Origin of the sequence: Rahnella sp. GSA61A, from assembly GCF_019969905.1 — a bacterium.
Lineage (GTDB): Bacteria > Pseudomonadota > Gammaproteobacteria > Enterobacterales > Enterobacteriaceae > Rahnella > Rahnella aceris.
Map to the genome: position 1 here is coordinate 66,241 of NZ_JAHXYO010000004.1, position 12,286 is coordinate 78,526.

15 protein-coding genes are annotated in these 12,286 nt (G+C 52.1%); 10 read left to right on the top strand and 5 right to left on the bottom strand.

Annotated elements, in window-relative coordinates; translation table 11 throughout:
- Positions 1-289: 289 nt before the first annotated feature.
- The 3 genes from LC431_RS06735 (at position 290) to LC431_RS06745 (ending at position 2,337) form a co-directional block, all read left to right on the top strand.
- Positions 290-901, top strand: a complete 612-nt coding sequence (locus LC431_RS06735) for a TetR/AcrR family transcriptional regulator (RefSeq protein ID WP_013578092.1) — start codon at positions 290-292, stop codon at positions 899-901.
- A 138-nt stretch (positions 902-1,039) separates the two neighbouring features.
- On the top strand, positions 1,040-1,852 hold the full coding sequence (locus tag LC431_RS06740) for a siderophore-interacting protein (RefSeq protein ID WP_131637434.1): 813 nt from the start codon (positions 1,040-1,042) through the stop codon (positions 1,850-1,852).
- A gap of 2 nt (positions 1,853-1,854) precedes the next feature.
- A complete protein-coding gene (locus LC431_RS06745; RefSeq protein ID WP_223509528.1) occupies positions 1,855-2,337 on the top strand; it encodes a PadR family transcriptional regulator in 483 nt (160 codons plus the stop codon).
- Positions 2,338-2,392: 55 nt separating this feature from the next.
- Here LC431_RS06745 and map read toward each other — a convergent pair whose 3' ends face one another.
- Together map and LC431_RS06755 are read right to left on the bottom strand one after the other, a co-directional pair.
- A complete protein-coding gene (gene map / locus LC431_RS06750) occupies positions 2,393-3,193 on the bottom strand; it encodes a type I methionyl aminopeptidase (protein ID WP_223509530.1) in 801 nt (266 codons plus the stop codon).
- On the bottom strand, positions 3,186-3,440 hold the full coding sequence (locus LC431_RS06755; RefSeq protein ID WP_013578096.1) for a ParD-like family protein: 255 nt from the start codon (positions 3,438-3,440) through the stop codon (positions 3,186-3,188). The genes map and LC431_RS06755 overlap by 8 nt, the downstream gene beginning before the upstream one ends.
- Before the next feature lie 159 nt (positions 3,441-3,599).
- On the opposite strand from LC431_RS06755, the gene LC431_RS06760 reads away from it, so the two are divergent.
- Entirely contained in the window at positions 3,600-3,989 is a 390-nt protein-coding gene (locus LC431_RS06760; protein WP_013578097.1) for a hypothetical protein, read from the top strand.
- Between the two features lie 101 nt (positions 3,990-4,090).
- On the opposite strand, the gene LC431_RS06765 is transcribed toward LC431_RS06760, so the two are convergent.
- Genes LC431_RS06765 through LC431_RS06775 form a run of 3 tightly spaced genes read right to left on the bottom strand, consistent with a single transcriptional unit; the run spans position 4,091 to position 5,849 of the window.
- A complete protein-coding gene (locus LC431_RS06765; RefSeq protein ID WP_013578098.1) occupies positions 4,091-4,357 on the bottom strand; it encodes a pentapeptide MXKDX repeat protein in 267 nt (88 codons plus the stop codon).
- 51 nt (positions 4,358-4,408) lie between these two features.
- On the bottom strand, positions 4,409-5,212 hold the full coding sequence (locus LC431_RS06770; protein WP_013578099.1) for a molybdopterin-dependent oxidoreductase: 804 nt from the start codon (positions 5,210-5,212) through the stop codon (positions 4,409-4,411).
- A gap of 10 nt (positions 5,213-5,222) precedes the next feature.
- The gene (locus tag LC431_RS06775; RefSeq protein WP_223509532.1) at positions 5,223-5,849 is read right to left on the bottom strand and encodes a cytochrome b/b6 domain-containing protein; all 627 of its coding nucleotides are present in this window, start codon (positions 5,847-5,849) and stop codon (positions 5,223-5,225) included.
- Between the two features lie 153 nt (positions 5,850-6,002).
- On the opposite strand from LC431_RS06775, the gene LC431_RS06780 reads away from it, so the two are divergent.
- The 6 genes from LC431_RS06780 to LC431_RS06805 all read left to right on the top strand — a co-directional run bounded on the left by LC431_RS06780 (position 6,003) and on the right by LC431_RS06805 (position 12,266).
- Complete coding sequence (locus tag LC431_RS06780) at positions 6,003-6,725, top strand: response regulator transcription factor (protein ID WP_013578101.1); 723 nt, start codon at positions 6,003-6,005, stop codon at positions 6,723-6,725.
- A gap of 3 nt (positions 6,726-6,728) precedes the next feature.
- Complete coding sequence (locus tag LC431_RS06785) at positions 6,729-8,195, top strand: HAMP domain-containing sensor histidine kinase (protein ID WP_119262331.1); 1,467 nt, start codon at positions 6,729-6,731, stop codon at positions 8,193-8,195.
- Between the two features lie 247 nt (positions 8,196-8,442).
- Entirely contained in the window at positions 8,443-9,942 is a 1,500-nt protein-coding gene (locus LC431_RS06790) for a UbiD family decarboxylase (RefSeq protein ID WP_112197156.1), read from the top strand.
- Between the two features lie 59 nt (positions 9,943-10,001).
- Positions 10,002-10,571 (top strand): UbiX family flavin prenyltransferase, encoded by a 570-nt coding sequence (locus LC431_RS06795; protein ID WP_121019887.1) that lies wholly within the window; start codon positions 10,002-10,004, stop codon positions 10,569-10,571.
- Positions 10,572-10,610: 39 nt separating this feature from the next.
- Complete coding sequence (locus tag LC431_RS06800) at positions 10,611-11,324, top strand: DUF554 domain-containing protein (RefSeq protein ID WP_112151437.1); 714 nt, start codon at positions 10,611-10,613, stop codon at positions 11,322-11,324.
- Between the two features lie 87 nt (positions 11,325-11,411).
- Positions 11,412-12,266 carry a LysR family transcriptional regulator gene (locus LC431_RS06805; RefSeq protein WP_013578104.1) on the top strand — a complete coding sequence of 285 codons (855 nt, stop codon included), beginning with the start codon at positions 11,412-11,414 and terminating at the stop codon, positions 12,264-12,266.
- Positions 12,267-12,286: the final 20 nt, after the last annotated feature.

The following is a 12,286-nucleotide window of genomic DNA, read 5'->3' on the forward strand; positions in this document are numbered from 1 at the left end:
CCTTTCGACAAATCAGACGCGCTGGTCATCTGCATGCAATTCTTCCGTGAAAAGGCCATTATCCTTATAAAATATGGGTTTATTTAACATCCGCACCCATTTCGGCTTCGTGAGAATGATAATGATACTGATAATTGTTATCAACAAAATGATAAAAAAAATGTAGTTCTTAACGAAATCTTTGCAATTCGTCTTTCGAAACGGGCCAGGGGGCGCGGCTTTACAAGCCGGAAAGGCATGGTTAGAGTGGGTATAAATAGAAACTGTACCGTACAGTTAAGGAGTGAAAATGAAAGTACGTACCGAGGCCAGAAGGGATGCGATTGTGGATGCCGCGGCGGAATTATTTCAGGAGTGCGGCTACGAGCGTGCTTCGATGAATGAGCTTGCCCGGCGGCTTGGCGGATCAAAAGCCACACTTTACAATTACTTTCCCTCCAAAGAATCGCTGCTGGTGGCGGTGGTTAAAGCCTACGCCACCGGGCATCTTTCCGATGCCGTTGACGGGCTTTCCGCCCCCTTGCCTGATCTGCCGCTGGAAACGGTGCTGACCCGTTTTGGTGAAAGAATGTTGCTGGTGCTGACCAACGACGGTACCGCGCTGGCGGTATACCGGATGGTGATTGCCGAAGCCGGGCGTTCTGACATCGGTATGTTGTTTCACGATGCCGGTCCGGGTGAAGCCATCGAATCACTGGCGGCATTTTTAGCGCTGGCGATGCAAAAAGGGCAACTCGGCAATGCCGATGCCGATTTGCGCGCGCGCCAGTTTCTGGCGCTGGTGACGGCGCAAACCAATATGCGTTTGTACCAGAGCGACCCTGCACCACTGGACGTCATCGAGATCAAGCAACTGGTGAAAAACGCCGTCGAGATGTTCCTGTACGGCGCCGTGCGCTAGCCATTCTTCCTCCTGCCACTGCAATCCGAAGCCATCCACCGCGATGGCTTTTTTGTTTTTCCTTACACTTTCCGGGATTGCGGAAAACATGACTAAGATATATCTTTCAGCAAACCTTATCGCAAAAGAGAGAACGTGATGGCACAACATCGAACTGAAACCCCTGCCGCAAATCTGCCGGTTCGTGTCAAAAATGAACTGGTTTTCCGTCATATCACGGTAAAAAGCAGTGAAACGATTTCCGGCTGTTTTAAACGCATTGTATTAAACGGCGACGAGCTGAGCGGGTTTACGTCACGCGGCTTCGATGACCACATCAAACTGTTTTTCCCGGCGAATCCGGGGGATGTCATTACACCACCCACCGCCACCGAAGAAGGGATTGTGTGGGGCGAAGGGCCGCGTCCGCTGAACCGCGAATACACGCCGCTGCATTACGATGCACAGACCAACGAACTGACGCTGGATTTCTATATTCACGACGGGGGTGTCGCCAGCGAATGGGCGGCTGATGCGAAGCCGGGCGATAAACTGATCATCGGCGGGCCACGTGGTTCACTGATCATCCCGACCACCTATAAATGGCAGTTGTATGTCTGCGATGAAACCGGTCTTCCGGCGGTGAAACGCCGTCTGCGTGAGCTGAAACAGGCGGCGTCTGACGCCAAAATCACCGTGCTGGTGAAAGTGAAAGACGTGAGTTGCATCAGCTATTTAGATGATGAACAAGACTTCAACATCGAATGGATTGTCAGCGATGAGCACAACGGTTATCAGGAAGATGACGCGGCGGTTAAAAAACTGAAAAGCCTGCCGCTGCCGGAAAGCGATTACTACATCTGGGTCACCGGTGAAGGGAAATTCGCCAAAGGGCTGAATGATTATTTCGTGGAAACCCGTGGATTGGATGCGAACCTGGTGCGTTGTGTGGCCTATTGGCATAATAAATAACGATGATGAATCATAAACACCGCCGCGAAAGAATGTTCGAAACGGGGGATATCCGCCTGCTGATGCTGCATTTTTTGCAGCGGCGTCCCGCCCACGGTTATGAACTGATCAAGGCCATCGAAGAATTATCCAAAGGTGAATACACGCCGAGCGCCAGTATCATTTATCCGAACCTGACCTTTTTAGAAGAACAGGGGTTGATTTCGGCCAGCCAGGAAGAGGGCGGTAAGAAGCAATATGCGATTACACCGGAAGGTTCGCAATCGCTGGCTGAACAGGGAGAGCTGCTCGGCTCAGTGACGGAAAAACTGCATTCGCTGGCGATTTTATCCAACAATCGCAGCATTCCTGAAATGCAGCGCGCGATAAACAATATCCGCATGGCGCTTAACCTGCGGCTGGCGAAAGGCCCCATCGGACAGGAGACACTGTATAAAATCACCGATGCGTTAGACCGGGCGACAAAAGAAATCGAGCGCAGTTAGCCGTACCTCAGAAAGCAAAAAGCCTCCGGATGGAGGCTTTACTGTCCCAGTATTGTCACTTATCTTCCGGCCACGGGGTCAGTATTTCATAACCATCTTTCGTCACCGCAATCATATGTTCCCATTGTGCGGACAACGAATGATCTTTAGTCACCACGGTCCAGCCATCGGGCAGGACTTTGTTTTGTTTTTTACCGGTATTGAGCATCGGTTCGATGGTAAATAACATGCCTTCCTGCAATACCAGCCCGTGACCTTGCTCGCCATAATGCAGCACCTGCGGATCTTCGTGATAACCCATGCCGATGCCGTGGCCGCAATACTCTTCCACAATGGAAAACCCTTCGCGTTTCGCGACAGTGGCAATCGCATGGCCGACGTCGCCGAGCGTTGCGCCGGGACGTACCACTGCAATACCGGCCATCATTGCTTCATAGGTGGTATCCACCAGACGCCGCGCCATAATGCCGGGTTCACCGGCGTAATACATACGGCTGGTATCGCCGTACCAGCCGTCTTTGATCAGCGCCACGTCGATGTTAACAATGTCGCCTTTTTTTAGCGCCTTATCGGAAGGAATGCCGTGACAAATCACGTGGTTGACGGAGGTGCAGGTGGTTTTCTGATAGCCGTGATAACCGATATTGGCCGGTATCGCCTGCAATTCGTTGACGATAAAATCGTGGCAGATGCGGTCCAGTTCGTTGGTCGTAACGCCTGGCACTACGTACGGCGTGATCATATGCAACACGCGCGCCGCCAGTTTACCGGCGATACGGGCTTTATCGATGCCTTCCGGCGTTTTGACCATGCGGTTATTGTTGACGAAATACCTGCTGTCTAAACCATTATTCATTGCTTGCCTTCCTGTGTGTGCCACCCACGTTTAACAGCGTGCGGATACTTCCGGTGTTTTCTTCAGATTCCATGCTGCACTGCACCAGCAATTGCGAAATCTGGCTGTGCGTCATATCAGGATGGGTTTCCATCAGCATGCCAATCTTCATCCAGTGCTCGGCCTGTGCGTTCATCGAACGCGTATAAGCCATGCTGGCAATACGCAAATTCTCGTGCATCAGTTCTGAAATCTTAATGATACCCATGGGCTTGCCTCGGTAGTATACGAATCATATATGTTTTATATACTACGCAAAGCGAAAACGAAACTCAACCGGCGTGTTTCATGACACCTTTCGGGAAATGGCGTATATTGTGTTGATTTTTCAAGCTCTTATCCCAAATTTTAAATCCAAAAGGTTCACATGAAATCTACAAGTAAGTTACTTATCGGCCTTGTCTGTGTCATGGCGCTTTCTGGCTGCGCGCGTACCGAGCCGGTAACGACGCCGCATACCACGCTGGCAACCCATAATTCAGAAAGTCAGATCAGAACCGCTATTATCGACGCAGGGCAAAAACGTGGCTGGATAATGACGGATGGCGCACCGGGCGTGATTAACGGTCATCTGAATAACCGTGAACACAAAGCAGATATCCGTATTACCTATGACACCCGCGGCTACACCATTAATTATGTCGGCAGCACCAATCTGCTGGCCGGGAAAGGCGAGATTCACCGCAGTTACAACCATTGGGTGAATAATCTCGACAATGATATTCAGATTCGCCTGGCGTCCAGTGCCACAAAATAGTTAAGTGTTAAGGGGGCGTGGTATTGGCTCTTAACAGAAAGTAAAACGCCTCCGCTGAACAGACGGAGGCGTTTTCGCTATATGGCCGGGTTTAGTGGCGCTTACTGGCCCGAGGACTCTTTTTTCATCGCGTCTTTGGACATGGAATCTTTCGACATGCTGTCTTTCTTCATGTGATCTTTCGACATGCAGTCTTTGCCCATACTGTCTTTCGCCATAGTGTCTTTGCTCATGCTGTCTTTTTTCATGCAGTCTTTTGACATATGGCCCATGGTGTCTTTCTTCGCCATTGCGTCAGCGGCATAGGTGGTGCTCACTGCGCCCATCATCAGGCAAGCAGACATCATCATTATGGTTAACTTTTTCATGGTAAATCCTTCTCTATAGGTTTGATGTACAAAGGGTGTTGTGGAGAGTGTTCAGCTTCCGCCGAACCAGTTGTAGCCCTGATCTTCCCAGTAGCCACCGGTAAATTTATTGGTAATTTCAATCACTTCGATGTGTTTCGGATTCTTGTAGCCGAGTTTGGTCGGCATCCTCAGCTTCATCGGGAAGCCGTATTGTCGCGGCAAAATCTGGCCGTCATAGGTCAGCGCCAGCAGGGTTTGCGGATGCAGTGCCGTCGCCATATCGATACTGGTGTAATACGCGTCGGCGCATTTAAAACTGACATATTCCGCCGTGAGATCTGCCCCGATCAGGCGCAGAAAATCGCCGAACGGCACGCCGCCCCATTTACCAATCGCGCTCCAGCCTTCGACACAAATGTGTCGCGTCACCTGACTGACCTGCGCCATTTTGTACAGCGTCGGCAGTGACCATTCGCGTTTATCCAGTGCCAGACCGGCGATTTTCAGGCGGTAAGCGTTGCCGTCGACTTGTGGCGCGTCGTCTTCGGCGTAAAAAGCGTTAAACGGAAACGGACGGGTGATCATCGATTCGGCATACACCGGCGCGAGGCGTGTTGAACCGAACAGCCAGCCCTGCACGCGGTCATTGAAACCGGAGATTTTGCCCAGCGCATTTTCCACGCTGGCGTTATCGCTGATATCGCAACCGGTCAGCATCGCCACGCCGCCGAGTGTCAGTCCGCGTTGTAAAAACAGGCGGCGGGAGGGCGCATCCAGTTCGCGGATAATCTGTTTTTTCGCTTCCTGTAAAATCGCTTCGCTGTCGGAAGGACTGAAAATCTGGCTGAGGGTTCTTTTAACGATGTTTTTCATCATGTCTTCCTTAACGCCCGCGGATCATGGCAATCAGGGTTTTCGGCACCAGCGCCACCATCACGATATGCAACACCACAAATCCCACCAGTGAAGCCATCGCCAGAAAATGCACATAACGCGCGGTATCAAAGCCGCCCATCAGTTCGCGCAGCAGCGGGAATTGCACCGATTTCCACACCACCAGCCCGGAAAGCACCAGCACGATGCCGTCGAACATCACGAACACATACGCCGCACGTTGCACCATGTTGTAGTGCCGTAAATCGTCGTGTTTCAGCTTGCCACGCAGGGCAGCCCGCAAATCATTGAAGATGCCGCGTGGCGTCAGCGGCCAGAATTTCTGTTTCATCCGGCCGGTAAAAATGTTCATCAGCAGATAAAACAGGCCGTTAAAACCGAACAGCCACATACCGGCGAAATGCCACTGAATACCGCCGCCGAGCCAGCCACCCAGTGTCACCGCTGGCGGGAAATCAAAATCAAACAGGGGTGATGCGTTATAAATCTGCCAGCCGCTGGCCACCATAATCAGCACCGCCAGCGCATTCAGCCAGTGGGTCAGCCGCAGCCACAAAGGGTGCACCGTGGCCGGTTTGGATTTTGTCTGATGAGGTAATTCCGTGTGTATTGTCATAATGAAGTCCGGCTGTCCGCCCTGTGATGTAGCGAGTATTGAGCGGATTTGTTCCCCGAGACCTCACGCAAAGTTAAATAAAATGTGATAACTCGCAGACGGTTGCTTGTGTAGACTCAAACCATTAGGAAACGCCACGTTTTGGGATAACACATGGATAAGACGAAGAAGATCCTGATCGTTGAAGATGACGGGGATATCGCAGAACTGCTCAGCCTGCATCTGCGTGATGAAGGTTATGAGATTACCCACGCCGCCGACGGCAATCTGGGGGTGGCACATCTGGAGAAGGGCGGCTGGGACGCGCTGATCCTCGATCTGATGCTGCCGGGCGTCGATGGTCTGGAAATCTGCCGCCGTGCGCGCAATATGACGCGGTATACGCCGATCATTATTATCAGCGCGCGTTCCAGCGAAGTACATCGCGTGCTCGGGCTGGAACTGGGCGCGGACGATTATCTGGCGAAACCGTTCTCTATGCTGGAACTGGTGGCGCGGGTCAAGGCGCTGTTCCGGCGGCAGGAAGCGATGAGCCGTAATCTGAAAATGGATGCCGGAACGCTGAGCTTTTCCGGGCTGGTGATCGACCCGATTGCGCGTGACGTGATGCTCAATCATCAGTCTGTCGAGCTGACGCCCCGCGAGTTTGACCTGTTGTATTTCTTTGCCAAAAATCCCGGCAAAGTATTCTCGCGACTCAGCCTGTTAAATCAGGTCTGGGGCTATGAACACGAAGGGTATGAACATACGGTGAACACCCATATCAACCGGCTGCGCATCAAGATAGAAACCAATCCGGCCGAGCCGGAACGGATTCTGACCGTGTGGGGAAAAGGCTATAAATTCGTGTCCTCTTCTGAGGCGTCACAAGGGTAAATCATGAAAAATCTCACGCTGGCGCAAAGACTGACTCTGGTGTTTATGGTGCTGCTGATCGCCTGCTGCGCGCTTTCCGGCTATATGCAGGTGCGTTCCAGCAACCAGTACAGCCAGTCGGTGATCCAGCGTCTGTCGGCCAATCTGGCGACGCAGATCGCGGCGAATAATCCGCTGCTCAGTCAGGGCGACTGGGATCCCAAAGCGGTCCATACGCTGTTTGATCAGCTGATGGCGGTGAATCCGAGCGTTGAGGTGTATCTGCTCGACAAAGACGGCAATATCGTCGGCAATGCGGCGCCTCCGGGACGCTTGCAACAGCAGAAAATCGATTTAGCACCGGTGAATGCGCTGCTGCACGGCGCGAAAATGCCGGTATATGGCGACAATCCGCGTGACCCGCAAACCCCTCAGGTATTCAGCGCCGCGCCGTTGCAGGTAGACGGTGTGACCAAAGGCTATGTGTATATCGTGCTTCTCGGCGATGAATACACCGCACTGACCAGCGACGCGCAGTATCAGTCGGCGATTTCTCTGGCGCTGCGGTCTATGGGGCTGGTGGCGCTGTTTGGCCTGCTGGCGGGTGCGCTGGCGTTCCGTTGGGTGACGCGCCCGGTGCGTAAACTCACGGGGCAGATTGCACAACTCGATTCCGGCGGCATGGACGCAATTCAGGCGCTGGCGAAAACGGATACTCCGGCCGGTGCCGCCCGCGATGAAGTCACGCAGTTACAACAGGCGTTTGTCGCGCTGGCAAAACGTATCGACCAGCAATGGCAAAGTCTGATGGTGCAGGATCAGCAGCGGCGGGAATTTATCGCCAATATTTCTCATGACCTGCGCACGCCGCTGACCTCCCTGCATGGCTATCTGGAAACGTTGTCGGTGAAAGCTGAACATCTGACCAACGAAGACCGGCAGCGTTATCTGAATATTGCCCTGACGCAAAGTAAAAAAGTCGGGCGGCTGGCGCAGGAATTATTTGAACTGGCACGGCTGGAATATGGCGTGGTGAAACCGCAGAAAGAACCTTTCTCGCTGAGTGAACTGGTGCAGGATGTTTTCCAGAAATTTGAACTGGCGACTGAAACGCGCGGGCAAAAATTACTGGCGGATATCACGCCGGGTATTCCGCTGGTGAATGCCGATTTAGGCATGATTGAACGGGTGCTGACTAATCTGCTGGATAATGCGATTCGTTTTACACCGGAAGGCGGCGTAATCGAAATAAAACTGTGGAAACAGGAAGGGCAGGTGATGGTACAACTGAAAGACAGCGGACCAGGCATTGCGCCGGAGCTGAAAGACAGCCTGTTTGTGCGTCCGTCAATCCTCAGTACCAATAAACATCGTGCGGGCGGGCTGGGGCTGATGATCGTGCGCCGTATTCTGCAACTCCACGGCAGCGATATCCGGCTGATTGAACAACCGAAACACGGTGCCTGTTTTCAGTTTTCTGTACCTGTTTAAATTCCTGATTTTTAATTTCCGTCAGGGTATGAATGCCGTGGTGGAAATAACGTAATGTTTCGTCATTAAGTTATTGTGATGTATTCATTAGTGTTAAATAATTATTATTTTTTTTGATGTAAACCAAAAAGGTTTAGCGCGTGAATTTAAACGGTACTTTTTGATCTTCGGCAGTAAATATATATTCAATCCGGCGATGAAAATAATTTTCTCATTATGTGGAATATTTATTTACCTGGATAAAAATATGTCTAAGAAAGAAAGCCACCCTCAAAATAATAACGTGCACGACCTCAGGTCTGCGATTGCATTTTTAGAAAGCCTGCCAGGCGAAATGGTCAGTACCGATGTGGAAGTGGATCCGCATGCGGAACTCTCCGGCGTGTACCGCTATGTCGGTGCCGGGGGAACCTGTGAACGTCCGACCCGTAAAGGCCCGGCGATGATGTTTAACACCATCAAAGGTTTTCCGGGGGTGCGTGTGGTCACCGGTCTGATGTCTACCCGCGAACGTGTGGGCTATCTGCTGAACTGTGCGCCGGAAAAACTCGGTTTCCTGCTGAAAGATTCGGTGAAAAACGCCATCGCGCCCGTGGTTGTGGATCGCGGCACGGCACCCTGTCAGGAAGTGACGCACCTGGCGGATGATCCGAATTTTGACCTGCGCACCTTGCTGCCTGCACCGACCAATACCGAAGAAGATGCCGGTCCGTATTTCACCATGGGCATGTGCTATGCCTCTGATCCTGAAACCAAAGAATCCGACATTACCATTCACCGCCTGTGCATTCAGAGCCGCGACGAACTGTCGATGTGGCTGACCCCGGGTCGCCATATTGATGCTTTCCGCGAAAAAGCCGAGCGTGCGGGTAAACCGCTGCCGATTTCCATCAGCATCGGCGTTGATCCGGCGATTGAGATTGCCGCCTGCTTCGAGCCACCAACCACGCCGCTGGGCTTCAACGAACTGAGCATTGCCGGTGCATTGCGCGGGAAAGCGGTGGAACTGACGCACTGTGTTTCCATCGACGAAAAAGCCATTGCCCACGCCGAAATCGTGATTGAAGGCGAACTGCTGCCGGACGTGCGTGTCCGTGAAGATCAGAACACCAACACCGGCAAAGCGATGCCTGAATTCCCGGGCTATACCGGTGAAGCCAAAGCTGCGCTGCCGGTGATTAAGGTGAAAGCGGTGACGCATCGCCGCAATCCTATCCTGCAAACCACGCTTGGCCCGAGCGGTGAACACGTCAGCATGGCCGGTATTCCGACCGAAGCCAGTATTCTGGATATGATCGACCGCGCCATGCCGGGACGTGTGCTGAATGTGCATGCGCACACCTCCGGCGGCGGTAAATTACTGGCGGTGCTGCAATTTAAAAAATCCTCACCGGTGGATGAAGGCCGTCAGAGACAAGCCGCGCTGCTGGCGTTTGCAGCCTTTTCCGAGCTGAAACACGTGATTCTGGTGGATGAAGATGTGGATATTTTCGATACCGATGACATCCTGTGGGCGATGCAAACCCGCTATCAGGGCGACGTGGATACCGTCACTATTCCGGGTGTGCGCTGCCATCCGCTGGATCCTTCGCAACATCCAGCCTACAGCCCAGGTATTTTGCAGGAAGGTATGTCATGCAAAACTATTTTCGACTGCACAGTGCCGTTTCATCTGAAAGCCCATTTCGAACGTTCCAAATTTAAAGACGTCGATGTGAAGAAATTCCTGCCTGATTTTAAATATTAATATTATGTGCCCTTCATACTTCGCATTGCAGTGCGAAGTATGAAGGGCGGAGAGGTGAAATGAAGAGAAGGCGGATAATTGTCGGCATCAGCGGGGCTTCGGGATTTCAGTATGGAATGAAGGCACTGGAAATATTGCGCGATATCGATATCGACGTGCACCTGATTATCAGTAAAGGTGCCGAAGTGACACGTAGTCTCGAAACCGATATCGGGCGGCAGGATGTGATCCGGCTGGCCGATGACGTGCATTCCATTAATAATCTCGGGGCGTCGGTATCCAGTGGTTCTTTTAAAACCATCGGGATGATTATCGCGCCGTGTTCGATGAACACTCTGGGGTCTGTTGCTCACGGACTCACCAGTAACTTACTGACACGCGCCGCAGATGTCGTATTAAAAGAGCGGCGCAGGTTAGTATTAATGGTCAGAGAAACGCCGCTGAATCTGTCGCATCTGAAAAATATGCAGGCGGTGACGGAAATGGGCGGGATTATTTTCCCGCCGGTTCCCGCCCTGTACCATAAACCTGAAAGCGTGGATGATATTATTCACCACAGCGTGGCACGTGCTCTGGATTTATTTGACCTGGATGTTGGCAATATTAAGCGCTGGGGCGAAGACCGATAAACAGCACAGAGCGAAATACCTCAAATTTGTGGAGTTAACATGTTAATTGGACCTATTGTTAACAGCGGTGCCATTATTCTTGGCGGCCTGTTAGGGGGCTTTCTTGGCGTAAAAATGCCAGAGCGCTTGCGAACCTCGCTGCCCCAGACCTTCGGTTTGTGCTCGATGGCGCTTGGCGTCGTACTGCTGGTGAAAATGCACAGCATGCCGGTAGTGATTTTATCGGTGATCCTCGGTGCGGCTATCGGAGAACTGTTTTATCTCGAACGCTATATTGCCCGTCTTGGGAATATGGCACGCGGTATCGCTTCGAAATTTGCGCCGGATACCGGCATGGACCATAACGTTTTTACCGAGAAATTCGTGGCGATTATTGTGCTGTTTTGCGCCAGTGGCACCGGGATTATCGGGGCGATGACCGAAGGCATGACGCATGATCCGAACATCCTGTTCGTAAAAGCCATCATGGATTTATTCACAGCTGCGATTTTTGCTACGGTGCTGGGTTATGCCGTTGCACTGATTTTTATTCCGCAGTGGATTGTGCAGTTTCTTATCGCCTCGGCAGCGGTGTCTATTTTGCCGCTGACCAATGCTGAAATGATGGGTGATTTCACCGCAGCAGGCGGTTTTATTATGCTGGCGGCCGGTTTTCGCATCAGCGGAATTAAATCTATCGCAGTAGGAAATTTATTACCGGCGTTAATTCTGGTCATGCCCATTTCCCACTACTGGAGCCTGTTTATCCACTGACGGATGTCCGCACAAGCCACTTCCCCGTGAAGTGGCTTTTTGTATACTGGGCGTCACGCGGCCAGACTGACAGGAAGGGAAAGAAAGATGGATCTCAAAAGAATGCGCTATTTCTGTACTATCGCTGAGCAGGGCTCGATCAGCAAAGCGGCGAAAGTGCTGAATATCGCACAGCCTCCGCTCGGAAAACGCCTGCATGAGCTGGAAGAAGAAATCGGTTCGCCGCTGTTTATCCGCACCAGCAAACAAATGGTACTCACTGAAGCCGGACGCTTTCTGTATCGCAAAACCAGCGACATACTCAATCAGGTTAACAGCGTCACCAGACAAGCCATCGATATCGCCTCGCAAAAAAAACGCCCGGTGCGTATCGGCGTTTCTTACCTTTATCTGCGCTATTTCAACACCGTTTTTCTCGAGCTGTACCGCAAAAACCCGGACTGGGATCCGAACATTTTAGTGTCCGAATCGACCAGTCTGGAAGAGCTGGTGATGAACAAAACGCTGGATATGGCGATGATCCAGACGCCCGCCGACGTGCGTTCTTTCTACGTGCGTGAATTCGAGCCGATAAAACTGGTCGCGGTGGTGTCCGGCGAACTGGCGAACACGCTGCCGGAACGCACGCTTTCTTTCGCTGATCTCTCCGGTTTCCCGCTGGTGATGCTGCACCGCATGGGCGGCGAGGGGACGTATGAAGTGCTGCTCAACCGACTGTATGAAGAAGTGAAAGACGTGAATGTGATCATGAAAGTGTCCGAACCCCGGATGGTGATCGAGATGTTCCGCGACGGTCTGGTCGGTGCGGCGCTGATGCCGGGATCTGAAGTGGGTGAGAGCCGTCACTTCCGCAGCTTTGAAATCGAACAGAAGGGGAAACTTTTCCGTCCGGCCATTATTACCCTGCACACTGAAAAAGATTCTTTTTTGCCCGAGGCGTAGATTTTGTAAAGTCAGGAAAG

Bases quoted from the DNA above. Each gene is read 5' to 3' on its own strand.
- LC431_RS06745 (WP_223509528.1), top strand. From the start codon at position 1,855: ATGATGAATCATAAACACCGCCGCGAAAGAATGTTCGAAACGGGGGAT.
- LC431_RS06800 (WP_112151437.1), top strand. From the start codon at position 10,611: ATGTTAATTGGACCTATTGTTAACAGCGGTGCCATTATTCTTGGCGGC.
- LC431_RS06770 (WP_013578099.1), bottom strand. From the start codon at position 5,212: ATGAAAAACATCGTTAAAAGAACCCTCAGCCAGATTTTCAGTCCTTCC.
- LC431_RS06740 (WP_131637434.1), top strand. From the start codon at position 1,040: ATGGCACAACATCGAACTGAAACCCCTGCCGCAAATCTGCCGGTTCGT.
- LC431_RS06775 (WP_223509532.1), bottom strand. From the start codon at position 5,849: ATGACAATACACACGGAATTACCTCATCAGACAAAATCCAAACCGGCC.
- LC431_RS06760 (WP_013578097.1), top strand. From the start codon at position 3,600: ATGAAATCTACAAGTAAGTTACTTATCGGCCTTGTCTGTGTCATGGCG.
- LC431_RS06755 (WP_013578096.1), bottom strand. From the start codon at position 3,440: ATGGGTATCATTAAGATTTCAGAACTGATGCACGAGAATTTGCGTATT.
- LC431_RS06795 (WP_121019887.1), top strand. From the start codon at position 10,002: ATGAAGAGAAGGCGGATAATTGTCGGCATCAGCGGGGCTTCGGGATTT.
- LC431_RS06790 (WP_112197156.1), top strand. From the start codon at position 8,443: ATGTCTAAGAAAGAAAGCCACCCTCAAAATAATAACGTGCACGACCTC.
- LC431_RS06765 (WP_013578098.1), bottom strand. From the start codon at position 4,357: ATGAAAAAGTTAACCATAATGATGATGTCTGCTTGCCTGATGATGGGC.
- map (WP_223509530.1), bottom strand. From the start codon at position 3,193: ATGAATAATGGTTTAGACAGCAGGTATTTCGTCAACAATAACCGCATG.
- LC431_RS06785 (WP_119262331.1), top strand. From the start codon at position 6,729: ATGAAAAATCTCACGCTGGCGCAAAGACTGACTCTGGTGTTTATGGTG.
- LC431_RS06735 (WP_013578092.1), top strand. From the start codon at position 290: ATGAAAGTACGTACCGAGGCCAGAAGGGATGCGATTGTGGATGCCGCG.
- LC431_RS06805 (WP_013578104.1), top strand. From the start codon at position 11,412: ATGGATCTCAAAAGAATGCGCTATTTCTGTACTATCGCTGAGCAGGGC.
- LC431_RS06780 (WP_013578101.1), top strand. From the start codon at position 6,003: ATGGATAAGACGAAGAAGATCCTGATCGTTGAAGATGACGGGGATATC.